This is a genomic window from Carnobacterium viridans (assembly GCF_900102725.1).
In the GTDB taxonomy this organism is placed as follows: Bacteria; Bacillota; Bacilli; order Lactobacillales; family Carnobacteriaceae; genus Carnobacterium_B; species Carnobacterium_B viridans.
Genome location: NZ_FNJW01000008.1, coordinates 1,415,100 through 1,440,054, shown reverse-complemented (window position 1 = coordinate 1,440,054; position 24,955 = coordinate 1,415,100). Strand labels below are relative to the sequence as shown.

The following is a 24,955-nucleotide window of genomic DNA, read 5'->3' as shown; positions in this document are numbered from 1 at the left end:
TGATATCCTAGAGACGCACTTCTCAGTTTAGGAGTTTAATCTTCTTTCACTAAAAAATTTTCAGGTAGCTCTTCTTCGGACATAGTATTTATTTGGTCCATAGAAAAAATCGGTAAATTTTATTCAGTGTTCTCTATTATAGTTTCTGTTATATCTTCTGCAGGTGCATTATTTTCTGAAGCATTAACTTTATTATTTGGGTATATAAATACTATTAAACCTATTATGGCAATAAATAACAATGTTTTTTCTTCATAAATATTTACTTCCTCTCTATTATGTAACTATTAGCTTTAATAGATCGCCGATTGTAGAATTAAGCTAGACAAACAAAAAAGCCATTCGTGGTACACTCAAAATGTAATTCCGACTAAAGAAGACATAGGAGTGATCACGAATGACCCACACCCATCTTACCACGGATGAATTGGTGATGATAGAGTCTTATTACCACAAAAATATCCCAGTTGCGAAAATAGCCGCTTATTTAAAACGAACGCGAACACCCATTTACAACGTCATTAACTTCTTGAAAGCAGGGCATACGGCACTTGAGTACTTCCAACAGTACAAGGAAAACAAGAAGGTTGTGGACGTCGCAAAATCGTGCTTTCAAAGAAATAACAGGCCTATATCAAAAAGAAAGTCACTCAAGGTTGGACTCCTGACGTCATTATTGGTCGGGCGGAAGAGCCTGTTGCGTGTTCCGTTCGTACTCTTTACCGCCAGTTCAAAGAAAAAATCTTTGATGAAACCACACTTCCAATGAAAGGGAAAAGAAAACCAAATGGTCATAAAGAACGTCGGGGAAAACAATCTTTCAAGCGGAATATCACAGAAAGAGAAAAAGATTATCCCCAGTTTAAAGAAGAATTTGGCCATATCGAAGGCGACACCATTGTAGGTGTCCACCATAAGAGTGCTGTTATCACTTTAGTGGAACGTCTATCTAAAGTCATTATTACTTTGAAACCCAATGGACGAAAGGCCAGCGACATTGAAACAGCCATGAATCACTGGTTTCACGGTATTCCAAGAAACTTATTCCGTTCTATCACCTTTGATTGTGGAAAAGAATTTTCTAACTGGAAATCGCTATGCAACCACCACGATATCGCCATTTATTTTGCGGATCCTGGAACACCTTCACAACGCGCTTTAAACGAAAATTCTAACGGTCTCCTCCGAAAAGATGGATTACCAAAAGAAATGGATTTTAATCAAGTCGACCAATTGTTTGTTTCATCCGTTGCAAATAAGAGAAATACTATTCCCAGAAAGTCATTGAATTATCAAACACCATTGGAAGTATTTTTGAGTTACATGAGTGAAGACGTTCTGTCTAGCTTAATTTGACAAATCAGATAAATAAAAAAATTCTTTTCAATTTTTATTTATGGTATGACATAAATAAAGTAAAGTTATTCGTCTAGGTTAATCTTATTAATACTCTTTCTCACTAGTGTTGCATGCAACACTAGTGAGAAAGAGCATTAAATATACTGCAAGGCAAGACATTTGGTAATTGAAGAATAACAAGCAAAAAAATAGCAGTCAGGTCTCTTGACAAAGTATAGTTGCTATTCTTTTTTTAGGCCCTACTTTAATGAAATTTTTGTTTGGAGGGAACGACTTCATTCCTTTGATTATTTCAGTTGAATTTAATAGAGAAGCCTGGCGTCTATTAAGAAATACTTTTCTTGATGAGCGTCAATTTTTTTAACGGAAATCTATCCTATACTAAATTCAGTAAAGAAAAAGGAGGAATCAAAGAAAGCTATTTTAAACAAACCAAAATTATAGGAGGAATAAATCATGACTGAAAATAAAGCTACTCAAGAAAGAACACCCCAAGAAAGATTGCAAGCAGAACAAGAACACAAGGAACATGTTCATCATACGAAAATTAATGCAGCGGCCATTGCGGATCATCTTTTAGGCAACATGCATACATTACATGTGAAACTGCACCAATATCACTGGTATGTAAAAGGAGCCAATTTCTTTACGTTGCATGAAAAATTTGAAGAGTTGTATAACGAAAATGAAAAATGGTTCGACAAACTTGCGGAGCGTCTAATTACTTCTGGGCATAAACCTGCTTCGACAACGGTTGAATTTGAAAAATATTCGATGCTTTCGGAAGATGCAGTTAATAAATACGCTAAAGCAGAAGACATGGTTGAAAATATTATCGAGGACTTCAGAAGCACTCGTGACCTAACTATTCGCGCGATTCGTTTAGCTCAAGACGAGGGTGACGATGCTTTAGAAGATACATTGATTGCTTTTAAAAATGACTTAGACAAGAACATTTGGATGCTGCAAGCGTTCATTGGTAAAGAAGCATTGGAAGACGACGATGCGTTTGATGAGGATGAAGATTAGGTTTTTCGTAAACATACATTTAAAAATTAAAGATTTTGGGGTTGGGACTCTTTCCAGCTCCTATTTTTTTGCCGTTAAAAAGACTTTTCTTGATGAGCGTCAATTTTTTTGAGGTAGGGGGCCTTTATACTAAATATAGGAAAGTTAAAAAAAGGACAATAAACTGATAAAGGGGAAGAACGAATTGACTCAATACACCCAACCACATGCAGCAGGAGACCACTCAGCTTGTATCCGCTTAGTCCCGATATTCAATCATTTGGAGGAAAGCTCGATGGATCGCATCGCTGGAAAAGCTCACACGAATCACTATCAAAAAGGGGAGTTTCTGTTTCGCTCGCAAGAAAAAGATGATGCCTTGTATATTGTGAATCGCGGAAAAGTCCGCATCTATCGCTTGTCTGATTCTGGCAAAGAGCAACTAGTTCGTATTTTGAATCCGGGTGACTTTACGGGAGAATGGACGTTGTTCAATCCTGATGCTGTGCACGAGGAATACGCAGAAGCTACTCGAGATACGTCTGTCTGCATGATTCAACAACAGGATGTACAAGAGTTTCTAAAAGAGTATCCTGCAATTTCGTTAAAGCTGCTAGGAGAGATGTCGCAGCGGTTAGAAAGCTCCGAACGTCAAACCGCACAAGTAGCCGTGGAGAGTGTCATTACCCGTTTAGTTTTGTTTTTGGCAGAAAATGTGGAACCTGAAATAGGCAACTCTCCCACCATCACCCTGCCGATGGCAAAAAAGGACATTGCTTCCTATTTAGGAACGACACCTGAGACCATCAGTCGCAAATTTGGAGAATTGGAGGACGAGGGATTGATTCAACAGCTGTCTGGGAAAAGGATCAAGATTCAGGATTTAGATGATTTATTGCTTTACAGCGAATAATCGGACACACTTTTTTCTACACGTTGATGTTCTGTCGCTCTTCATTAACAACGGGACAGAACTCAGTGCTTTTGCTTCCATCTGTCCGTTTTTGGCTTTTTTAAGACAGAACGACCTTCATTCATTGGAAAAATAAAAGCACAAACATGATAACCCTCAAGTTTTTTTGTTTTATTTTTCTTTAAGATAGGGTTGTCGAACAAAACGTAAAAATAAGTAGGGGTGAATGTGCATTATTTTTGGGTGATAGTTGCCATCACGTTGTCAGCAGCGGGTGCATTCTTTGTCGTCCCTTTCACCAAGAACACGATTGGCGGCGAAGCAAAAACGTCTAACGTTGTTGAGGCAGATAGGTTAGCTATGGAAAAAGAAGAGGAAGTTGTAAAAGGAGCCGGCGTAATCGGACACGGAAAAGTGGCGTATTACGAAGCGAGTGACCAGGGAGATAAAAGTGTATTCACTGTTTGGTTTCCATGGAGCTTAGCCGGAATCTTGTTCAGCATCACCATGACTAGAATGACGCGAAAAATTGAAGAAATGGAGCAAATAGAATGGAATTCGTATTAGGCGTTTTGAATCCCCATGCGGTGGAGATTGGTTCTGTTGTGATTCATTGGTATGGAGTCATTATTGCAGCGGGCATATTAGCGGCTCTCCAGTTGAGCACCAAGGAAGCAAAGAAAAAAGGACTGGAAGAGGATACCATTATCGATATGGCCTTATGGGCAATTCCGATTGGATTCCTCGGCGCTCGGCTTTATTATGTGTTATTTGAACTTGGTTATTATCTGCAAAATCCAGGACAAATCCTTGCGATTTGGAATGGCGGCATTGCGATTTATGGGGGATTGATTGCAGGAGGGGGTACGCTATATTGGTATGCAAAGAAAAAAGGTACTTCTTTGGCACTCGTTCTTGATATTTTAGCGCCCAATGTATTGTTAGCCCAGTCCATTGGTCGTTGGGGCAATTTTATGAATCAGGAAGCTCATGGTGGACCGGTTACTCGTCAATTCTTGGAAAATCTTTATTTACCTGAATTTATCATTGAACAAATGAATATCAATGGTACCTACTACCATCCGACTTTTTTATACGAGTCATTGTGGAGTTTGTTGGGCTTTGTCCTCATCGTCACTATACGGAACCGAAAACAGCTTTTGCGTCAAGGAGAAGTCGCTTTGAGTTACGTTTTGTGGTACTCAGTGGGTCGGTTCTTCATTGAAGGTATGCGAACGGACAGTTTATGGATTGGCGAGTGGATCCGCGTTTCGCAAGCCTTGTCTCTGGCCCTGTTTATTGGCGCGATTGTAGTATGGTTTATACGCAGACAAGACTATCCACCAATTTCTTATTATTCTGATGGCAATAAGGGGCAGAAAAAGACTATTAAGATGGTGAATTGAGCAAAAAGATAAAAAGAAGTGCAAAACTTGATATGCGTCAATTTTCGTTTGCTAAAAGTGAGCTATACTACAGTTGTAAAGAGGAAAAGGCAGTGTTCATTAATCTGCTGCCGATAAAATAAAAACACATAAAGGAGATAGGAATTATGGAAAAAGCTATATTGCAATTAGAAACGTTGTCTTGTCCAAGTTGTATGCAAAAAATTGAAGGTGCCTTGAAATCAGTTAACGGTATTGATAAAGACAGCATTAAAGTGTTATTCAACTCCAGCAAAGTCAAAACCAATTTTGATTCAGCTGTCACTTCGATTGAAGAGATTCAAAAAGCTATCGAAAACGTAGGCTATCCGGTCCTTAAAGCAAAAGTCAAGGCCGCTTAACAGATTAAATGAACTAGGCAATTCTGGAAGAAAAGCTATTTTTCCGGGATTGCTTTTTTGTTGCAATCCGATTCGAGGTGCTTAGAAACGATAAAAGAGAACTTTCTAAACTTGATAGCCGTCAATTTTTATTCGATAAAAAGAAGGTATCGTTATAACTGTAAAGAGGAATAAGTGTCATTGAGGCTGTTAGATCAAAAAAATAGTGAAAAGGGACACGTATTTTTTCAAAACTTGATGTCAGTCAATTAATTACTTAGGCAATTATCTTATACTGTGTTTATCAATAAAAGAGAAATTAAATTTGGAGGGAAAAAGCATGCAACAATATATATTAAGCAAGAAAAATGTTATCACCGTCATCAGTGGATTGTTAATCGCACTCGGTTTCTTCAGTCACTTTGTTTTAGAAAACGTAGGACTTTCAGAGTGGTCTTTGATCATCGCCTCTGTCTTTGGGATTACGCCAATTGCCATTCAAGCGTTTCAAGCAATGAAAGTCAAAGTCATCAGTATTGATGTCTTAGTCAGTATTGCAGCGATTGGTGCGCTTTTTATTCAAAATTATGAAGAATCGGCTATTGTCACGTTCTTATTCTTATTCGGACACTACTTGGAACAACGAACATTGAACCAAACGCGATCTGCTATCAAAGAATTGACTGAAATGGCACCCGAAAGCGCCTTGAAACAAATGGATAATGGCGAATTTGAAGAAGTAGAAGTGGATGATGTAGATGAAGGGGATATCTTGCTCGTTAAAACGGGTGCGAAAGTTCCAGTAGATGGCACAGTCCTTACGGGTGAAGGGCATATCAATGAAGCTAGCATTACAGGTGAAGCTGTTCCGGTCAACAAGCTAGCTGATGCAGAAGTTTTTGCAGGAACCATTTTAGAAAACGGAACGATTCAAATCAGAGCTGACCGAGTTGGTGAGGACACCACATTTGGAAAAATTATTGAACTCGTGGAAGAAGCACAAGATTCTAAATCCGAAGCGGAACGGTTCATTGATCGCTTTTCTAAATACTACACACCAGCTGTCTTGGTTCTGGCAATTGTTGTATGGGCGTTCAGTCAAAATATTGAGTTAGCAATCACCATCTTGGTTCTAGGTTGCCCAGGCGCATTAGTTATCGGAGTGCCTGTCTCAAACGTTGCCGGTATTGGGAATGGTGCTCGTAACGGTGTTCTTTTAAAAGGGAGTGAAGTCATTCAAGACTTCAGCAATGTGGATACAATTGTATTTGATAAGACAGGTACTTTAACTGTCGGAAACCCAACCGTTGCAGCGACTGAACTGTATGAAAAAGATTCTGCTGAAACGCTTGGCTATCTGGCCAGTGTGGAACGGGAATCAGATCATCCATTAGCAAAAGCGGTCTTAAATCAAATTGGAGAAACAAACTTTTATCCTGTTGAAGGAACTGAAGTCGTGAAAGGCGGCGGAATCGTTTCAAGTGTAGCTGGACATAGAGTGGCTGTTGGGAATGTGGCCTTGATGGAAAAAGAAAAGGTCACTCTCAGCAAAAAAGTGCAAAAAGATGTCAAACGGTTTGAACAACAAGGGAACTCTCTCGTTTTGACAGCGGTCGACGGTGAATTAAAAGTACTGATGGGCATTCGCGATCAAGTCCGTCCGGGTGTGAAAGCTAATTTGCAGGAATTAAAAGACTTGGGCGTGAAAAATCTAGTCGTTCTTTCAGGAGATAACCAAGGAACCGTTGATGTGGTCGCCGGCGAACTTGGTTTGACCGAAGCTCACGGCCACATGTTGCCGGAAGACAAATCGGCTTATATCGGAAAACTTCAACAACGTGGTCAAATTGTAGCCTTTGTTGGAGATGGCGTTAACGATAGTCCGTCCTTAGCTTTAGCAGACATTGGCATCGCAATGGGAAGCGGAACGGACGTAGCGATTGAAACATCCGATGTCGTTTTAATGAACTCGAACTTCAGCAACTTGCCTCACGCATTAGGAATAGTAAAAGCCACCGCAAATAATATGAAACAAAATATCGCGATTTCAATTGGAGTAGTGTTGGTCTTGTTGACCAGCGTCTTCTTCAGCGAATGGATGAATATGTCTATCGGAATGTTGGTTCATGAAGGTAGTATCCTGGTGGTAATTTTCAATGCCATGAGATTAATGAAGTATAAGTTGAAAGGTCGAAAAGAATAAAAAGAAGTATCAGCACCTGCAGAGACAGTAAAAATATCTTAAGAATAAATTAGAAGAGGCTGAGACAATAGTCCATCCTTGAAATGACAAAAGCGGAAACTCCCAGATTTAAAATTCTGGGAGTTTCCGCTTTTTTGAGTTCTTGAAAAAAAAATAAGAGTATAGAGTATGCTCTTTATAAAATTAATTTTCGTGTAAATGATTAAAAAATCTAATAATAAAATTTAAATTCCTATTAAGTTGTAACACATGAAATTGGATAGAATCATGTATTGAGAAAAAAAGCATTTCTGCTAAAAAGCAGTAGTGCCTTTTTTAATTTATATAATCTTCTTTTAAGATTTCATATGTAATGACATCACATATACCCATATTATTAACTGCTACTTGTCTTCTTAAACCAGTGTATCTAAAACTAGACTTTACTAATACTGATCCAGATCCTATATTTCGTGGATCGACATGCGCTTCAATACGATTAATAGAAACTTGTGAAAACAAGAAATCCACTACTGTTTGAACTGCTTCGGTTGTAAAACCTTGGTTCCAGTAGTCTCGACCAATACAGTAACCAATTTCTAAAGAATCTACTTTAGGGTTGAATGAAACGACGCTAATACTGCCAATTGGCTCCTTATTATCTTTTAAAGAAATGCACCATCTGTATGTTTCTGGTTCTATGTATTCTGAAATCCAATATTCTAATAGAGAATGGGTTTCTTGAACATTTTTATGAGTAGGCCAAGTTAAAAATTTTGTTACCTGTTCATCTCTTGACCAGTTTTGATACATCATATCTGTATCTTCCAACTTAAATTTCCTTAAAATCAAACGATGTGATTCTAATGACTGCGTTCCTTTATGTTTCATAGTTTTCCTCCTATTTAAAAGTTGGTAAAATGAAAAATATATTATTTAATTATAAGATAAAAAACTCAAAAATACTTGAGAAATAAATTTAAATATTAGTATAAGAAATATGAAATATAAACGAATAATGACAAAACTATTGATTATTAGTATAGCATCTCTTCGATACATAAAATTACATAGAATCATGTATTCAGAACCTTGATATTTTGAGGTTATTTTTTTGCTAATCAGAGGTACTCTTAGAGATGGCGGCAGGAATTTAAGCTAGTACAATTACTCAAAATTATTTTTTATTGACTATAGATAGATAAAGTTCTATATTGTATATAGACGATTGTATATGTATTAGTGTCAAAATAAATTCTCTACAAAGGAGCAAAAAAATTATGACAGAATTAGCATTATTTGAACCAGCAATGTGCTGTAGCACAGGTGTATGTGGACCAGCTGTAAATGAAGACTTATTACAAATTACTTCAGTTATGAACGCTTTAGATACATTAGAGGGATTTCAAGCTAAAAGATACAATTTATCTAGTGATCCTCAAACATTTGTAGAAAACGAACAAATGAGTAAATTATTGCAAGAAAAGGGCGCTGATGCGTTGCCAGCAACACTATTAAATGGTGTGATAGTTAAATTTGGAGGATACCCTTCAATCGAAGAAATAACTGCTTTTACAGGAGTTAGATTTGTCCCAGTGGAATCAAATGACGGTGGCTGCTGTGGATCAAACTCAGGATGTTGTTAGGAGGATTTTAAAAAATGAAAAATTATCAACCAGAACAATTAAACCTTACAAAATATCTTTTCTTTACTGGTAAAGGCGGAGTAGGAAAAACATCTACAGCTTGTGCTACCGCAGTTTCTTTAGCGGATAGTGGAAAGAACGTTATGTTAGTGAGTACGGATCCCGCGAGTAATTTACAAGATGTTTTTGAGAAAGAATTAACGAACAACGGCTTAGAAATTCCAGAAGTTAAGGGATTAACAGTAGCGAACTTTGATCCAATTACTGCTGCACGTGACTATATGGAAAGTGTTGTTGGTCCGTATAGAGGAGTTTTACCTGAATCAGCTGTAGCCAACATGGAAGAACAATTATTAGGTTCTTGTACCGTTGAAATTGCGTCATTTAATGAATTTGCTGGATTTTTAACGAATCCAGAAGTTGAAGCTCAATATGATCACATTATTTTTGATACTGCCCCTACGGGGCATACATTAAGAATGTTGCAACTGCCTTCTGCTTGGAGTAACTTTTTGGATGAAAACACTACTGGTGTTTCATGTATGGGTCAGCTCTCTGGACTTGGAGATAAGCAAGAAATGTATAAACACGCAGTAAACACATTATCAGAAGGTACAAAAACAACCTTAATGTTAGTGACACGTCCACAAAACGGACCACTGGTAGAAGCGAATAGAGCTTCTGAAGAATTAAAAGAAATCGGTGTGTTAAATCAACAATTAATTATCAATGGTTTATTAGAAAGACCGACAGATAACATTTCTCAAAAGATTTATGATGAACAACAATTAACGTTAAAAAATATGCCTGAAAATTTGAAACAATTTTCAAAATTTATCGTTCCATTACGCTCATATAGCGTAACAGGTGTTGAAAACTTACGATTACTTTTAACATCAGATCAAACAAATGCCGTTGTAGAAGCTCCAGAAGTAATGGATTACCCTAAATTACAACACATTGTAGATGAATTAGATCGTACAAATAAAAAAGTTGTTTTCACTATGGGTAAAGGTGGCGTTGGTAAAACTACGATTGCTGCTACACTAGCAACGGGATTGGCAGCCAAAGGAAAAAAAGTTCATTTAGCAACAACAGATCCTGCTGCTCATTTGGGATTTGTAATAAAAGAATCGGATTCAATTAAAATGAGCCATATCGACGAGAAAAAAGAATTACAGGATTATAAGGAAGAAGTGTTAGCTACAGCCCGTAAAACAATGTCTTCTGAGGAATTGGATTATGTTGAAGAAGATTTACGCTCGCCTTGTACTCAAGAAATTGCCGTTTTCAGACGATTTGCAGAGATTGTCGCTACAGTTGATTGCGATGTAGTCGTCATTGATACCGCCCCAACTGGACACACTTTATTGTTATTAGATTCCTCTCAAAGCTATGCTAAAGAAGTGGAACGAACTTCTGGTGAAGTTCCTGAGTCCGTTCGTAGACTGTTGCCAGTCTTACAAGATCCAGAACAAACCGAAGTTGTCATGGTTACTTTACCTGAAAATACACCAGTATATGAATCTATGCGCCTACAAGAAGATTTAAATCGTGCTAAAATCGCTCATACTTGGTGGGTCATAAACAATAGTATGCTAACAAGTGGTACAACGAATGACGTATTAAGAGCTCGTGCTCAAAGCGAGGTTACTTGGATCAATAAAGTAGCAGAACTATCCAATGATCATTTTGCGGTAGTCGAGTGGCATTCTACTGAAGTGAAAGGGAAATCCATATCGCAATTTTAGAATCAATTAGTGGAAGGGAAGAGAATAAAAGTGGATAAAATAACTCTTTATGAACCTCCAATGTGCTGTAGCACAGGCGTTTGTGGACCTTCTGTAGATGGAAATCTGATCCGTATAACAAGTCTCTTTCAACAAATACGGAAGATAAAAGGGAAACAATTCATTCGATATAATTTAAGTGCCAATCCGGACTCATTCGTTCGAAATCAAACGGTAACGCAGTTAATCCAAGAAAAAGGGATTGACTGTTTGCCTATAACGGTATTGAATGATGAAACAGTTGTTAAAATTAACGACTATCCAACTAATAAAGAACTATCTAAGTGGCTGAATCTATGCTTGGAAGAAGCAGAAGTCTCACTGTAATTAAGTAGAAAGGAGAATAAAAATGACTTACGAAGAATATGCGAAGGTTGCCAAAGCACTTTCGGAGCCAAAACGCGTAAAAATATTGGATATGTTGTCGTGCGGAGAAATGTGTGCGTGTGATATTTTAGAACATTTTGATTTTACTCAACCTACTTTGTCTCACCATATTAAGATATTAGTAGAAGCTGGCTTAGTTACAGCCGAAAAAAGAGGGACTTGGCAACATTACTCAATTAACGAGCAAGTAGCCCAGCAATACATTCAAGGATCCATTCATTTATTAACACATTCATCTGAATGTATTTGTGAGACTGAAGGCATTCAAAAAGAAGCAAAAAGTTTATCTTCTTTTGTTTCTCGTTAAAAAATTAAATACGATTATTATTGGAGGAAAATCATGAAAGAATCAGCTTTAAAAGAAAAAGTATCGAATAAAGAAAATGGAATTGGACTTTGGGAACGTTATTTAAGTTTATGGGTTGCTTTATCAATGATTGTAGGTGTATTAATAGGGCAATTTGTTCCTGTAATTCCTGATTTTTTAAGTCAATTTGAGTATTATAATGTATCAATTCCAACAGCTATTTTAATTTGGTTAATGATTTTCCCAATGATGTTAAAAATTGATTTTAGCAGTATTGTAAATGCAACAAAAAAACCCAAAGGATTAATCTTAACTACCGTAGTAAACTGGTTAATTAAACCATTTACCATGTATGGAATTTCTGCCTTTTTCTTTTTGGTAGTATTCAGACCGTTTTTAAGTCCAGAACTAGCCAATGAATACATAGCTGGTGCGATTCTTTTAGGGGCAGCTCCTTGTACGGCTATGGTATTTGTCTGGAGTGAACTAACAAAAGGTGATCCAGCATACACTTTATTGCAAGTGTCTATCAATGATATTATTGTTCTCTTTTTATATGCTCCAATTGTGGCACTTTTACTGGGTATAGGTAACGTATCTGTCCCTATCAATACACTTTTACTCTCCATTTTTGTCTTTATTGTTATTCCTTTAGTTTTAGGAATTGTTGTCAGAAAAAAAGTCGTTAAGCAAAAAGGTGACGATTATTTTGAAAAAGATTTTGTGAATAAATTTGATGGCACAACTCGAATTGGTTTACTACTAACTTTAGTTATTATCTTTTCATTCCAAGGTGAACGAATTCTAAGTAATCCATTCCATATTTTATTAATTGCTATTCCACTAATTGTTCAAAATATTGTCATATTCATTCTTGGTTATGGTGGAGCTAAAGCGTGTAAACTACCATTCTCAATAGTAGCACCCGCAGCCATGGTCGGAACAAGTAACTTTTTTGAACTTGCTGTAGCTGTCTCAATTGCGTTGTTTGGATTAAATTCTGGTGCAACTTTAGCAACCGTTGTGGGAGTATTAGTAGAGGTTCCTGTTATGCTTTTATTAGTTAAATTTTCAAATAAAACAAAACATTGGTTCGACGGATATGAATATTAAGCATTGTTTAAATTAAATGAAAAGAGGCGAAAAAAATGAAAATTGTCGTTATTGGATCTGTAGCAGCTGGTACATCTGTAGCAGCTAAAGCTAGAAGAAATACTGAAGAAGCTGAAATTGTGGTATACGATCAAGGAAAAGATATTTCTTATTCTGTTTGTGGTATTCCTTATCACATTGGTGGGGAAGTGGAAGAATTAAGTGCCTTAACTCCTAGAAATGCAGCATGGTTTAAAAAGAGATACAATGTCTCTGTTTTCACCGAGCATAAAGTGACACACGTTGATCAAGCCAAGAAACAGTTAGAAGTGACGGATCTTGTTTCTGGAGAAAAGAAACTAGAAAATTACGATGTATTGGTTTTTGCTACAGGGGCTTCTCCATTCACTCCACCTCCATTTAATCAAAAAGAGTATGATAATGTGTTCCAAGTTCGCAATATTCAAGACGCACGAGACATTGGAGCCTATTCAGCTAAACAACCTAAAAAAGCATTGATTATTGGTGCTGGATTTATTGGTTTAGAAATGACAGAACAATTAATCCATAAAGGATTAGAAGTAACAATCGTTCAATTAGAAGATCAAGTCATGCCTCCTATGGACGCAGATATGACTTTCCGTGTAGAAGAGCATATGCGTGCAAAAGGCGTTAATTTAATCCTTAGCGACACGGTAAAAACGATTGAAGGAGAAACGTCAGTAGAGAGAGTTATCACGACAAACGGCGTTACAATTGAACCAGATATCGTTATCTTATCAGCAGGTGTACGTCCAAATACAGAATTAGCTAAAGAAATGGGCGTAGAACTGGGAGCTTCAAGAGCAATTGCGGTCAACAACAAAATGCAAACCAATCTTCCAGATGTTTATGCCGTTGGGGATGTGGCAGAAAGTTTCTCCGTTATTACAGGAAAACCCATCTATCGTCCATTAGGATCAACAGCTAATAAAATGGGACGGATTGCTGGAGACGTGATTACTGGTGGAGATTTAGAGCATAGAGGTGTCTTAGGAACAGGGATTTTCAGAATCTTTGATCTACACGTTGGTCAAACAGGATTAACTGAAAAAGAAGCAAAAAAAGAAGGTTATGATGTTGAAATTTTATATAATATCAAGCCAGACCATGCTGAATATTTAGGTGGGAAAGAATTAACGATCAAAGCATTAGCGGATAAAGAAACTGGTCGCATTTTAGGCGCACAAGCTATTGGTCAAGGTGGCGTAGATAAACGAATCGACGTAATCGCAACAGCCATCACCTTTAAAGCAAAAGCAGAAGATTTATTCCATTTAGATTTAGCCTATGCACCACCATTTGCGACAACAAAAGACCCTGTCCTTTACACCGGTATGGCGTTAGATAATGCGTTGAAACGTAACCCCTTGTTGACACCAGCTGAATTAATACGTCGCCAAAATAGTGGTGAAACATTACAAATTATCGATACACGTTCTAAAAAAGATTTTGATAAATCACATGTCAAAGGAGCCATTCATGTTCCTTTAGGAGAACTAAGATCAAGCAATGCAGAATTGGATAAAGATGTAGTAACAGTCACTTATTGTAATAAAGGTGTAACTGGAAATGCATCTCAAAATTTATTATTAAATTATGGATTTAAAAAAGTTTATAATTTATCTGGTGGGAATAAAAATTATCAAAGTTATCTTAAAATGTTAAAATCGAAATCAAAATAAATAAAAAAAAGAATCAGACAGCCAAAAGTTGCTGTCTGATCTTTTTTTTACGATTTAAATAAATGAAGCCAATACGGTAGCGCCCCCCAAAAGTTTAGATTTCACTCTAACTTTTGGGGGGCGCTACCTATTTGAGTATTGAGAGAGCTTATTTTAATTTTAGAGCGAAAGAGCTTCATCGTATAATTTAATTTTTTACCAGTTTTTTAGTCGTTTTGTCTATAAATGTCAGCTCTAAGTTTAAACCGTCTGCAATTTTTGTAATGGTCTTTAGAGAAGGAGCATAAGAAAAGTTTTCTACACGAGCTATTTGAGCCTGAGAAACATGTACTTTTTCAGCTAATTCTTTTTGAGTCATATTCTTTTCTCTACGGAGACTGGCTAATAAAGCAGTCAACTCAATCAGATTTTTATCTTCTTGAGAAATGCTGCTAATGTCTTTCTTTACATCTGTCCATTTCATACTAATCATCCTTTCTTGCGTTCTAACCAATCAGCTAATTCACGTTTAGCTTGTTCAATTTCTCTTTTGGGTGTCTTTTGGGATTTTTTTCTAAACTGGTGTAATAAAATTAATTCATTATCTTCTAAGGTTGCAAAAAATACGCGATTAGGAACTGGGCGTAATTCCCAAATTTTACCCTCAATCTGTTTAACAAGAGGCTCACCTATAAAAGTGCCGTCATATTCCAGACGTTCCATTTGATAATAGAGCTTTTTTAAGGTGGATTTATTTTCTTTAGTCGGGTTACTATCCAGTTCTTTGATCCAATTCACTATTTGACTTTGGCCTTTCTTATCTTCATAGAACTCTATTTCATATTTTTTCATAGAAACTCCTATCACTCTCTGTATATCTCTATAATATATCAAAAATGATATATTATCAAGTTTTATAATTGCTTTTCAATACATGAAATTGCTTATAATAGTGTATTGAAATTAAGGTAGATTGACAAACGAGTGATCAAATAGATATACTACATTCAAACGACCGTTTGAATGTGAGGTGAGATGAATGGAAAAAGTTTGCCAAGTGACTATCGTACATAAAGAAAAAGTAAATGTAATAAAAAAAAAATTGGATCAAAAAGATTTTTCAAACTTACTTGTGTTAGGGAAATGTTTCAGCGATTCTTCTAGAATTAAAATTTTTTATGCTTTAGAAACCTATAAGGAAATGTGTGTCTGTGATTTAGCAGAAATACTTAATGCTAGTGTCGCTACAACGTCACACCATTTACGTTTTTAAAAAAAACATGGAATGGCAAAATCACGTCAAGATGGAAAAGTAGTTTATTACTCTTTAGCGAATGAAGACATCCTTTCCGCTATTCATGTTTTTTTAAAGTTATCAGAAAATCTATCTATGAAATCTTAGTTTGGAGGAAGTTATTTTGTTACAAAGTATTTTTTCAGCTATCGCTGTTTATATTTCTACCAGCATTGATTATTTGTTTATCTTGCTAATTATCTTTTCTCAAAGTCACACACAAAAAGGTATTCGTCACATTTTTTGGGGTCAATATCTTGGAACAGGCATTTTGGTAGCCGTAAGTTTGTTTGCTGCTTATGTGCTAAATTTTATTCCGCAAGATTGGATCATTGGATTTCTTGGATTAATTCCAATTTATTTAGGTATCCGTGTCGCTGTGATAGGCGAAGAGGAGGAAGAAGAAGAGGAAGTCGTTGAAAAGTTAGAATCTAGAGGAACCAGTCGGTTATTTTGGACTGTCGCCTTAATAACCATTGCGTCAGGTGGCGATAATTTAGGGATTTATATTCCCTACTTTACTTCGCTAGCTGTTTCCGAAATTGTTATTACTTTAATCGTATTTGCTATCTCTGTTGCGGTTCTTTGCTGTGTCAGTTATAAATTAGCCAAAATTTCCTTTGTTTCCGAAACGTTAGAAAAATATGAACGAATCATTGTTCCTATCGTGTTTATTGGTTTAGGAATTTATATATTGATCGAAAATGGTACGATTCAAACTGTATTGAGTTTATTTAATTAATAAATAGTTTGATTGTTAGTACAAAAAAAGACAGCGATTAAAACTCGTTGTCTTTTTTTTGTACTAACAGATTGGCGCATTATCTAAGTAATATAATTCGATACATGAAATTACATAATATCGTGTATCTGAAAAATTGATAAATCAAGGTTCTAGATACACGGTTTTTTAGGTCATAAACCATTAAAAGAGTACTACTTTATCTTTAGTTTTCGTCTAAGTCCTTCTATTCGATTTCCTAGCAATCGATCTGCCAAACGAATTTTTAAAGTCATATACAAATAAAAGAATCCACCTATAGTTGCTGAAATACCTACGTTGAATAATGCTCCAAGACGATTTTTATGGTCAAATAGTTGATACATACTTAACTGAACAACAAACACAATCAAAGACATTGCAAGAGTAACCAATACAATCAAACTAAGCTGTTTCGCTAATGGTTTAATAGCTAGAGGAGCTATTTTATTTAGAGCTAAAAGCATTAAATAGATGGTTACACCAAACCCAAGAATATTTGAAAGTAACATACCGTGAGTTTGAAAGAGGTAAAGTAATGGAAATTGAGTAATTAATTTAACAACTAACCCTATAAAAAGAGATGTTAGTGCTGATTTTGTTTGTTTAATTGCTTGTAAAGTAGAGCCAAATAAAACAAATAAACCTAAAAAAAGACTCATATAAGAAGACCACTGTAAAATGCTCGTTCCAAACGCACTATATCCGTAAAATACGGTGTAAAGTGGCTTTGAAACAACAACCATTCCAATAACAGCAGGGAACATAATGAAAAAAAACAATTGAATATTATTGCTTAATTGATCTCTCATATCTTTTAGTTTATTTTTGGCTAGTAATTCTGAAATAACGGGAACGGAAGTAATGGCCATTGAACCCGCTATCGATATCACAACCATAATTAGTTTATTCGCATTAACAGCTACAATTGCATAATGATCAATAATCTGTTTAGTTGTCATGTTCGTAACGGCTCTAATCATAGGATCGAACGTGAATTGATCAATTAATTGATCAATTAATTGATAGAGTGTAATTCCTGATCCTATGATAATAAAAGGAATGGCTGTTTTAATAATGGATTTTAAAATAGCGTTAGTTGAAACAGTACTGTTCTTTTTGCTTATTGCAAGGTTCCTATCCATTTCAGGTTTTTTTCTCCAAATCACAAAGAGTAAATATAAAGTACTAAATAGTGCCCCAACAAAAGCACCAAAAGTTGACGCTGAAACAGCGTCAACGACTTCTCCATTCATAACTATTCGAATAATATAAACGGCCATTAACATAAAAATAACACGTCCGACTTGTTCAATAACTTGAGAAATAGCTGAGGGAGCCATCGTATGATGTCCTTGAATAAACCCACGTGTGACACTCATACAAGGAATAATTAATAAGGCCCAACTTAATGAGCGAATAACTTGTGTACTGTCTTCTACAGTTGCTACAGGACTGTTAGAGGCGATAAATGGGGCAATGACATACATGACTACCGCTGACACAACACCTGTAATAGCCATGATTTGTAGCCCTTTTTTATAAATATCTCGACTGACTTGATATTCACCTAGAGCGTTGTAGTAAGACACTTGCTTAGCAATAGCTGAAGGGACACCAGCTGTTGCGATATTTAAAAATAATGCATAAGGAGTATAGCCTATTCCATATAATGCATTAGCAGCAGTTGCTACATCTTTATTCCCCATCCAAGGAATAATATAAAGAACACCTAATATTCGCGATAGTATACTACCGCCTGTCATCCAAGCCGATCCATTAACCATTTTATCTTGAGAATTTATTTCATTTGTTTTGGTTCTTGTTTCATCTGACACTTGCATACCTCACTCTCACACGCTTATGTATTAAAGTTCAGTCTACTTCTTTCTTCGTTCGCTCACAACACTTAACTGGTCGATTGATTCGGATTAATAAAAAATTAAATTGTTCAACATGGATATATGAAATTGGATAAAGTCATGTATCTAGAATATTGTAATTCAAGGTTCTTGATTCTTGTTTTAAGAACGGTTTTATAAATAAAATTATAAGAGAAATAGAGATAAATTAATAAGTAAACGTTTTAATTATCAACGAGCATGATATTATAATACTTATAAAAAAATCACACTTAGGAATTAGGATTCCATAAGTGTGCTTTTTTTGATTTTAGTAATTTAATTGGCTTCTTAGTTTTTTTTATAAATTATTAATGTTTTTTTCTTTTTTTATAAAAATAAAAACAAATTAGAATCACTAATACTATAGGTATTCCGTATGAAAAAATTCCTAATAATCGATCCGTCAGAAACATATAAAAGACCCCTTTATTTAATAATAAGTATTTCCTCTAGCACTAGCTGCGTCGCCACCAACTATTAAAGAGACACTTCTTGTCATAGTTCCATATCCACCACCTAAAGTTAAATAAGTAGATAACCTAGCCTCAGCTTTTTGATTAAACGTTTCAGTTCCTCTAATGATTCTTAGACTTACATCATTCATAGTCCCAGCTATTATCATTGTTATATTATGTTTACCTACCCAAGTGATTTTATCATAACTACCTTGTGTTAAACTATAATTTGCTTTGAAACTAATACTCCATACTCCTGGATTAGTATAATATACTTCTCTGTTACTTCCATTAAAGTATCCTGTGCCACTAGATGTAGAACCGCCTTTGATACCAGTAGCAAAGGTTGACATCGTATTATTAAGAACTGATTCTAATTCCTCAGTACTACTTGTAGTAATTGAACCATCTGTAAAGGTATAAGTGATTTTATATCCTGTCATAGTTGGTATTGTATCTACTGTAACTGCGTCTTCTTCTCCATACAACATGGAATCAAACGCAACTCCATTGTTTAACTTATCTATAAGCGATTGACTTACTTCTTCAGTAACTCCGTTTTCTTTTAACTCACTCTTGATATTTTGAACATTTGCAGGTGTAAGGTTATCAAAAAAAGATCCACTTTCTTCAAGTGATATATCTGAAATCTCACTAGCAGAAACAACAGAATCATTTGTTGGTAAAGTAGAGAATACTGGTATCGCTAGTAAAGTAACTAAAAATGGAATTTTTGAATATTTTTTCATTTGATTTTCTCCTCATACAAATTATTTTTTTTTATATCTTTAATTACCACCAATAACATCCCATACTAAAATATCAATTAGTCCAGACAAAAAAATACCTCCTCAATGGATTATTTTTTATCATTTGTTCTATAATTAAGATTACAGAGTTGGGAATTACATATGTTTAAATGTTAACAATAAGTAACAAAAGGAGGCACCTCTATGAAAACTGGTATAGTAGTTAGGTATATTCGGTTATCAAAAAAACTGAAATCAAAAAATGTATATACTAATATTTTAAGTCGACCAGCAGTTTCAAGGTTTGAGAACGGTTTGAGTGATACTACTACTGAGAAATTATTTCAAATTTTAACTAATCTAAATATTTCTTTGGATGAATTTTATTTTATCTATAATGATTACAAAGTAGAGAATGACTCTGATTTTTTCAATAACTATTCTCAGGCTTTTTATTTAAACAATTTAGCAAGATTAAATGAGTTGAAAGTAATTACTGAACAAAAGTACAGACTTACTAATCAAGTAAAACAATTACATTACTCAGTATTATGTGATTTAACTGCTAGTTATATTTCAAATCTTCCAATAAATATGGAGAATTTAAAAGTCTTAAACACATACCTTCTTGAATGTGAAGAATGGACCTATTATGAATTAGTTTTATTTACTAACTCATTAGATTTTTTTCCTGAAGAATTAATATTATTACTATATAAAAGAACAAAAAAAAAATTAGAAGACTTTAGCCAACTAAAGAAATATAATAATGAAGTTTTTTCCTTACTATCCAATATTTTAGTTGTTTTTATAACAAAAAATGATACTGAAAAATGCATTTATTTCTATAATGAACTAAAAAAAAGTGTGTCTGAAACCAATAATAAAATGTATGAAAAAACAATGTTAACGTTTTTTAAAGAATTAATAGGTATCATGAAATCAAGAAAACTAAACAGTCAAAATATAGAAAAAATTATATCTTTATTTACATATTTAGATATGCCATTAAAAAAAAGGGAGCGTCAATAATTTTGTGTAAATAAATCGTCCTTCTGCAAAATAATTAGTTACTCAGTAAACATTGAAACTAATGTATCGGTTACTTGTTGGAAACCTTTATGGCTTCTGTTTAGAAATTTTTGATTGTATGTATCAAAAATGCTGACTAGAAAGCGTTCTAGTGATTCTTCATTTTGAAACTGCTCTTTTCTGCGGCTGTACTTTTTAATTTGCTTATTGAAAGACTCGATTAGATTGGTTGAGTAAATGGTTCTACGAATACTGGGTGGAAACTCATAAAAAGTCAATAAATCCTGGTTTTCTATGAGTGACTGCGTCACTTTAGGATAGTTTTTCTTCCATTTCTCAATCATACAGGATAAGAATGTATTCGCTTCTTCCTTTGAGTTAGCTTGATAAACAGCCTTAAAGTCATCACAGATTTCTTTTCGGTCTTTGACACGTACTTTATGAGCAATATTACGAGATACATGGATACAACAATGCTGATATTTTGCTTTAGGATAAATTTGTTGGATGGTATCTTTCATGCCTTTTAAGCCATCCGTAATAAAAAGCAAGACTTCTTGAACTCCTCTGGAGTTAATATCCTGTAGCAGCTCATTCCAAACGTATGTTGATTCAGTCGGAGCAATCGCATAACTCAGTACTTCTTTAGTGCCGTCTTCTCGTATACCAATGGCAATATAAATCGCTTCTTTGGATACGGTTTGGCGTTTTAATGGAATATAAGTAGCGTCCATAAAAATAGCGACATACTTATCATTTAAGGCTCTGGATTTAAAGGCGTTTACTTCTTCAGTCAGAACTTTAGTCATATTGGACATGGTTTGTGGAGTATAGTGATGCCCATACATTTTTTCGATTAAATCAGCAATTTCAGACATCGTAACACCTTTTTCGAATAAATGGATAATAGTGGTTTCCAATGTATCGTTTGTTCTTTTGTAGGCTGGTAAAGTTTGTTGTTTAAACTCACCATTACGATCTCTAGGTATTTCCAATGTTAATTCACCATATTCGGTTTTGATTGATCGAAAGTAAGAACCGTTTCTCGAATTACCTGAATTAAAACCAGTGCGATCATATTTTTCGTAATCTAAAAAAGCCGTTAATTCAGTCCGTAGGAGTGTGTTTATCGCTTTTTCTAAGTGCGAACGGAATAATTCATTTAAATCGCCTTTAGTGACTAGAGTTTGCACAATTTCTGTAGTAAAATCATTCATAGGGAAGTCCTCTTTTCTGTGAATTGGTTGTCGTTAACTTTATTCTACAGAAGGGACTTCCTTTTTTGTATGGATTTTTTCATTTACACAAAATATTTTACACTCTCAAAAAAAACACAATGTACATCTTTATTTAAAACTGTAAAAAATAATAATCATATAAAATAATGATGCTAGAGGGACTGAGACAAATAGATTTTTGAAAAAAACTCCCAAAACTACTAGAATATTTATCCAATAGTGGGAATGTCTTTTATTTAATTATTGTCGAAGAGATAGTTTTTTTAGAAAACATACTTTTGCACTAGCTCCTCCCCTTTAATACATTAAATTAAAAATAATCGTGTATCAAGAAACTTCTTGATACACGATTATTTTTAACAAAAAAAGAGAGTGATTTTTTAATCTCTCTCTTTCGTATTCAAGTATCTTATAAAAAAGTTATTCTATATTTTGATTATTTCATTATTAATAAATAAATTATCAATTGTCGTTCCTAATACTGAGGGAGCGTCAATAATTTTGTGTAAATAAATCGTCCTTCTGCAAAATAATCTGTTACTTAGTAAACATTGAAGCTAATGTATCGGTTACTTGTTGGAAACCTTTATGGCTTCTGTTTAGAAATTTTTGATTGTATGTATCAAAGATGGATACTAAGAAACGTTCTAATGATTCTTCATTTTGAAACTGTTCTTTTCTGCGGCTGTATTTCTTGATTTGCTTATTGAAAGACTCGATCAGATTGGTTGAGTAAATGGTTCTGCGAATACTAGGCGGAAACTCATAGAAAGTCAATAAATCTTGGTTTTCTATGAGTGACTGCGTCACTTTAGGATAAGTTTTCTGCCACTTCTCAACCATACAGGACAAGAAAGTATTCGCTTCTTCCTTTGAATTGGCTTGATAAACAGTCTTAAAGTCATCACAGATTTCTTTTCGGTCTTTGACACGTACTTTATGAGCAATATTACGAGACACATGGATACAACAATGTTGGTATTTTGCTTTTGGATAAATTTTATGAATGGTGTCTTTCATACCTTTTAAGCCATCTGTAATAAAGAGCAAGACATCTTGAACCCCTCTGGAGTTAATATCTTGTAGTAGCTCATTCCAAACGTGTGTTGACTCAGTCGGAGCAATTGCATAACTTAGTACTTCTTTAGTGCCATCTTCTCGTATTCCAATGGCAATGTAAATGGCTTCTTTGGACACGGTTTGACGTTTTAATGGAATATAAGTAGCGTCCATAAAAATAGAGACATACTTATCATTTAAGGCTCTTGCTTTAAATGCATTTACTTCTTCAGTCAGCACTTTAGTCATGTTTGACATGGTTTGTGGAGTATAGTGATGTCCATACATTTTTTCAATTAAATCAGCGATTTCAGACATCGTAACGCCTTTTTTGAACAAATGGATAATGGTAGTTTCCAATGTGTCATTTGTTCTTTTGTATGCTGGTAAAGTTTGTTGTTTAAACTCGCCATTTCGATCTCTAGGTATCTCCAATGTTAATTCACCATATTCGGTTTTGATTGATCGGAAATAAGATCCGTTCCTCGAATTACCTGAATTAAAACCAGTGCGGTCATATTTTTCATAATCCAAGAAAGCTGTTAATTCTGTCCGTAGGAGGGTGTTTATCGCTCTTTCTAAGTGGGAACGGAATAATCCATTTAAATCGCCTTTAGTGACTAGTGTTTGTACAATTTCTGTAGTAAAATCATTCATAGGGAAGTCCTCTTTTCTGTGAATTGGTTGTCGTTAACTTTATTCTACAGAAGGGACTTCCTTTTTTGTATGGTTTTTATTCATTTACACAAAATATTTTACACTCTCAAACTTTAATCATTTTTTATTTTCAGTATTTTTTAATATATACATGCTAAATATAAAATTAAGTTGGAAAAGATAACTAGCTATTCTTGCAAGAATCCCATCTTGAAAAATAAAAATTAAACCTATAAAAAAGTTAAATAGTGCTAGATAAAAAACTGGTTGTTTAAAAATTTTTTTATTCAAAAAAAAACCTCCTATAATATATAATCTTAAATTAAATAAAATTTAGAATGTGATTGGGGTAATCTATGTCCTATTAAATTTATTTAACAGTAGTGTAGCATTTATTTCTGCTATTTTAGATTGGTTTAGGCTAATTATCTTTTCAAGGTATCGGTAACTATTAATACTACTCCAATTAGCAAACCAATAAACAGCCATACTACTACAATAGTAAGGATAAGTACTCCAAGTACATACCTTGGTGCGTGGCTTAATTCATTGAAAAGTTGACTCGTTTCTCCATAATCAAAAATAAGTTTCTTTATTATATTGAATCCTATAAAAAGTAAGGCATATAAAAAACCTTCTTTTAATCGGCTTACTTTAGTTTTTTCCATTTTAATTTTTACTCCTTTAATTTTCAGTCCCGACTATCTATTATTAGGGCTTCTCTTTTAATAAATGGTCAGTTGAAACTTGATAATAGGTACTTAATTTAACCAGGTTGTCTAAGTCAGGATAGCTGATGTCATTTTCCCATTTTGAAATGGATTGTCTTGAAATATGTAACTCTTCGGCTACATCGTTCTGAGAAAAACCTTTTTTGATTCGACTGCTTTTTAATTTTTCGCCTAATAACAATGATCCTCCTCCTCATCTTTACTTATTACTATCATACTGAAAGTAAGGTTTATTGCCTATAACGCAATAGTTTACATAGTAGCAACCAATGGTTGCTACTATGTAAACCAATGCGTTCTTTTAGTTTTAATAAATTAACTAGATAATAAGATTAGGAATTAGTCAGTGAGGAGATTAACTATGGGAGATATCATAATGAAAAAACTAACTAAAAGAAGTTGTTATCAGGTTGTATCGATTATTATTTTTTGTGGGGCTATTTTGGCTGTATTAAATACAGAACTTATTTTTGGCTATGTTTTAATTATTCTAGGTTATTATCTCCTGCGAAAATCAGAGTTAGAGGACTAAAAAAATTTACTCCTTCCTTCACATTTATAGAAATAGATAAGGTATAGTACAAACTAAATGAATAGAGGTTATTTAATGACATCAGAAAAAAGAGCTAAATCATTCCTTATAATGGTTACAATCTTTCTCATAGGCTTGATTATTTCCCCTGGTGATCATGCTGAAGGTGGTCTTATAGGAATTATATTACTTATAATAGCTATCCCTTCTACTAGTTATAACATTTGGATGAACTATAAAAGAATACCTAAGATATACAGTGTACTTGAAATAGTTGTCGTCATTATATGTGCAATCTTACTGATTTATACGATAATTAATTTTTTAACATAAACAACTATAAATTTGATAATCATACATAGCTTACTGGTAGATTAACTTACTAAAATTTA

25 protein-coding genes and 3 pseudogenes are annotated in these 24,955 nt (G+C 34.5%); 18 read left to right on the top strand and 10 right to left on the bottom strand.

The window, feature by feature from the left end; genetic code table 11:
* The first annotated feature begins 397 nt into the window (after positions 1-397).
* The 7 genes and pseudogenes from BLT48_RS08375 (at position 398) to BLT48_RS08340 (ending at position 7,248) form a co-directional block, all read left to right on the top strand.
* Positions 398-1,356, top strand: a pseudogene (locus tag BLT48_RS08375) (IS30 family transposase).
* A 459-nt stretch (positions 1,357-1,815) separates the two neighbouring features.
* A complete protein-coding gene (locus BLT48_RS08370) occupies positions 1,816-2,388 on the top strand; it encodes a Dps family protein (protein ID WP_089977208.1) in 573 nt (190 codons plus the stop codon).
* 184 nt (positions 2,389-2,572) lie between these two features.
* Positions 2,573-3,280 (top strand): Crp/Fnr family transcriptional regulator, encoded by a 708-nt coding sequence (locus BLT48_RS08365; RefSeq protein WP_089977205.1) that lies wholly within the window; start codon positions 2,573-2,575, stop codon positions 3,278-3,280.
* 228 nt (positions 3,281-3,508) lie between these two features.
* Entirely contained in the window at positions 3,509-3,847 is a 339-nt protein-coding gene (locus BLT48_RS08360) for a hypothetical protein (protein ID WP_003102891.1), read from the top strand.
* Positions 3,832-4,686: a prolipoprotein diacylglyceryl transferase gene (gene lgt / locus BLT48_RS08355; protein WP_089977201.1), complete on the top strand. Its 855-nt coding sequence runs from the start codon at positions 3,832-3,834 to the stop codon at positions 4,684-4,686. Before BLT48_RS08360 ends, lgt begins: the two co-directional genes overlap by 16 nt.
* 146 nt (positions 4,687-4,832) lie before the next feature.
* The gene (locus BLT48_RS08350; protein ID WP_003125439.1) at positions 4,833-5,066 is read left to right on the top strand and encodes a heavy-metal-associated domain-containing protein; all 234 of its coding nucleotides are present in this window, start codon (positions 4,833-4,835) and stop codon (positions 5,064-5,066) included.
* 319 nt (positions 5,067-5,385) lie between these two features.
* Positions 5,386-7,248, top strand: a complete 1,863-nt coding sequence (locus tag BLT48_RS08340) for a heavy metal translocating P-type ATPase (protein WP_089977198.1) — start codon at positions 5,386-5,388, stop codon at positions 7,246-7,248.
* 315 nt (positions 7,249-7,563) lie between these two features.
* Here BLT48_RS08340 and BLT48_RS08335 read toward each other — a convergent pair whose 3' ends face one another.
* Positions 7,564-8,118: a GNAT family N-acetyltransferase gene (locus BLT48_RS08335; RefSeq protein ID WP_035020766.1), complete on the bottom strand. Its 555-nt coding sequence runs from the start codon at positions 8,116-8,118 to the stop codon at positions 7,564-7,566.
* 389 nt (positions 8,119-8,507) lie between these two features.
* On the opposite strand from BLT48_RS08335, the gene arsD (BLT48_RS08330) reads away from it, so the two are divergent.
* The 6 genes from arsD (BLT48_RS08330) to BLT48_RS08305 are packed head-to-tail and all read left to right on the top strand — an operon-like array spanning position 8,508 to position 14,173.
* On the top strand, positions 8,508-8,873 hold the full coding sequence (gene arsD / locus BLT48_RS08330) for an arsenite efflux transporter metallochaperone ArsD (protein WP_089977195.1): 366 nt from the start codon (positions 8,508-8,510) through the stop codon (positions 8,871-8,873).
* Between the two features lie 14 nt (positions 8,874-8,887).
* On the top strand, positions 8,888-10,624 hold the full coding sequence (gene arsA / locus BLT48_RS08325; RefSeq protein WP_089977191.1) for an arsenical pump-driving ATPase: 1,737 nt from the start codon (positions 8,888-8,890) through the stop codon (positions 10,622-10,624).
* A gap of 30 nt (positions 10,625-10,654) precedes the next feature.
* A complete protein-coding gene (gene arsD, locus BLT48_RS08320) occupies positions 10,655-10,990 on the top strand; it encodes an arsenite efflux transporter metallochaperone ArsD (protein ID WP_035020754.1) in 336 nt (111 codons plus the stop codon).
* A 22-nt stretch (positions 10,991-11,012) separates the two neighbouring features.
* Positions 11,013-11,357, top strand: coding sequence for an ArsR/SmtB family transcription factor (locus BLT48_RS08315; RefSeq protein ID WP_089977188.1), 345 nt, complete (start codon positions 11,013-11,015; stop codon positions 11,355-11,357).
* 33 nt (positions 11,358-11,390) lie between these two features.
* Positions 11,391-12,470 carry an ACR3 family arsenite efflux transporter gene (gene arsB, locus BLT48_RS08310; RefSeq protein ID WP_089977184.1) on the top strand — a complete coding sequence of 360 codons (1,080 nt, stop codon included), beginning with the start codon at positions 11,391-11,393 and terminating at the stop codon, positions 12,468-12,470.
* Between the two features lie 35 nt (positions 12,471-12,505).
* On the top strand, positions 12,506-14,173 hold the full coding sequence (locus tag BLT48_RS08305) for an FAD-dependent oxidoreductase (RefSeq protein ID WP_089977180.1): 1,668 nt from the start codon (positions 12,506-12,508) through the stop codon (positions 14,171-14,173).
* A 187-nt stretch (positions 14,174-14,360) separates the two neighbouring features.
* Here the strand turns inward: BLT48_RS08305 and BLT48_RS08300 are convergent, their stop codons facing one another.
* Positions 14,361-14,636, bottom strand: a complete 276-nt coding sequence (locus tag BLT48_RS08300; RefSeq protein ID WP_051923348.1) for a helix-turn-helix transcriptional regulator — start codon at positions 14,634-14,636, stop codon at positions 14,361-14,363.
* Positions 14,637-14,641: 5 nt separating this feature from the next.
* A complete protein-coding gene (locus BLT48_RS08295; protein ID WP_035020746.1) occupies positions 14,642-15,004 on the bottom strand; it encodes a type II toxin-antitoxin system RelE/ParE family toxin in 363 nt (120 codons plus the stop codon).
* Positions 15,005-15,191: 187 nt separating this feature from the next.
* On the opposite strand from BLT48_RS08295, the pseudogene BLT48_RS08290 reads away from it, so the two are divergent.
* A pseudogene (locus BLT48_RS08290) lies at positions 15,192-15,554 on the top strand (ArsR/SmtB family transcription factor).
* A 16-nt stretch (positions 15,555-15,570) separates the two neighbouring features.
* Positions 15,571-16,188 (top strand): CadD family cadmium resistance transporter, encoded by a 618-nt coding sequence (locus tag BLT48_RS08285; RefSeq protein ID WP_035020741.1) that lies wholly within the window; start codon positions 15,571-15,573, stop codon positions 16,186-16,188.
* 194 nt (positions 16,189-16,382) lie between these two features.
* On the opposite strand, the gene BLT48_RS08280 is transcribed toward BLT48_RS08285, so the two are convergent.
* Positions 16,383-18,044 carry a putative polysaccharide biosynthesis protein gene (locus tag BLT48_RS08280; protein ID WP_226776543.1) on the bottom strand — a complete coding sequence of 554 codons (1,662 nt, stop codon included), beginning with the start codon at positions 18,042-18,044 and terminating at the stop codon, positions 16,383-16,385.
* A 496-nt stretch (positions 18,045-18,540) separates the two neighbouring features.
* Positions 18,541-19,314 (bottom strand): hypothetical protein, encoded by a 774-nt coding sequence (locus tag BLT48_RS08275; protein ID WP_089977173.1) that lies wholly within the window; start codon positions 19,312-19,314, stop codon positions 18,541-18,543.
* 204 nt (positions 19,315-19,518) lie between these two features.
* On the opposite strand from BLT48_RS08275, the gene BLT48_RS08270 reads away from it, so the two are divergent.
* Positions 19,519-20,346: a helix-turn-helix domain-containing protein gene (locus tag BLT48_RS08270; RefSeq protein ID WP_089977170.1), complete on the top strand. Its 828-nt coding sequence runs from the start codon at positions 19,519-19,521 to the stop codon at positions 20,344-20,346.
* Between the two features lie 38 nt (positions 20,347-20,384).
* On the opposite strand, the gene BLT48_RS08265 is transcribed toward BLT48_RS08270, so the two are convergent.
* The 5 genes and pseudogenes from BLT48_RS08265 to BLT48_RS08250 form a co-directional block, all read right to left on the bottom strand.
* The gene (locus BLT48_RS08265) at positions 20,385-21,563 is read right to left on the bottom strand and encodes an IS256-like element ISEf1 family transposase (protein WP_035019968.1); all 1,179 of its coding nucleotides are present in this window, start codon (positions 21,561-21,563) and stop codon (positions 20,385-20,387) included.
* Positions 21,564-22,121: 558 nt separating this feature from the next.
* The gene (locus BLT48_RS08260; protein ID WP_089977167.1) at positions 22,122-23,300 is read right to left on the bottom strand and encodes an IS256 family transposase; all 1,179 of its coding nucleotides are present in this window, start codon (positions 23,298-23,300) and stop codon (positions 22,122-22,124) included.
* Positions 23,301-23,417: 117 nt separating this feature from the next.
* The gene (locus BLT48_RS13875) at positions 23,418-23,591 is read right to left on the bottom strand and encodes a hypothetical protein (protein ID WP_176944103.1); all 174 of its coding nucleotides are present in this window, start codon (positions 23,589-23,591) and stop codon (positions 23,418-23,420) included.
* Positions 23,592-23,725: 134 nt separating this feature from the next.
* On the bottom strand, positions 23,726-23,968 hold the full coding sequence (locus BLT48_RS08255; protein WP_226776545.1) for a hypothetical protein: 243 nt from the start codon (positions 23,966-23,968) through the stop codon (positions 23,726-23,728).
* Positions 23,969-24,020: 52 nt separating this feature from the next.
* Positions 24,021-24,212: pseudogene (locus BLT48_RS08250) on the bottom strand (helix-turn-helix domain-containing protein); the annotation flags it as partial.
* Between the two features lie 180 nt (positions 24,213-24,392).
* Here BLT48_RS08250 and BLT48_RS13870 point away from each other — a divergent pair.
* On the top strand, positions 24,393-24,563 hold the full coding sequence (locus BLT48_RS13870) for a hypothetical protein (protein WP_176944102.1): 171 nt from the start codon (positions 24,393-24,395) through the stop codon (positions 24,561-24,563).
* Between the two features lie 75 nt (positions 24,564-24,638).
* On the top strand, positions 24,639-24,896 hold the full coding sequence (locus BLT48_RS08245; protein ID WP_089977161.1) for a hypothetical protein: 258 nt from the start codon (positions 24,639-24,641) through the stop codon (positions 24,894-24,896).
* Positions 24,897-24,955 lie beyond the last annotated feature (59 nt).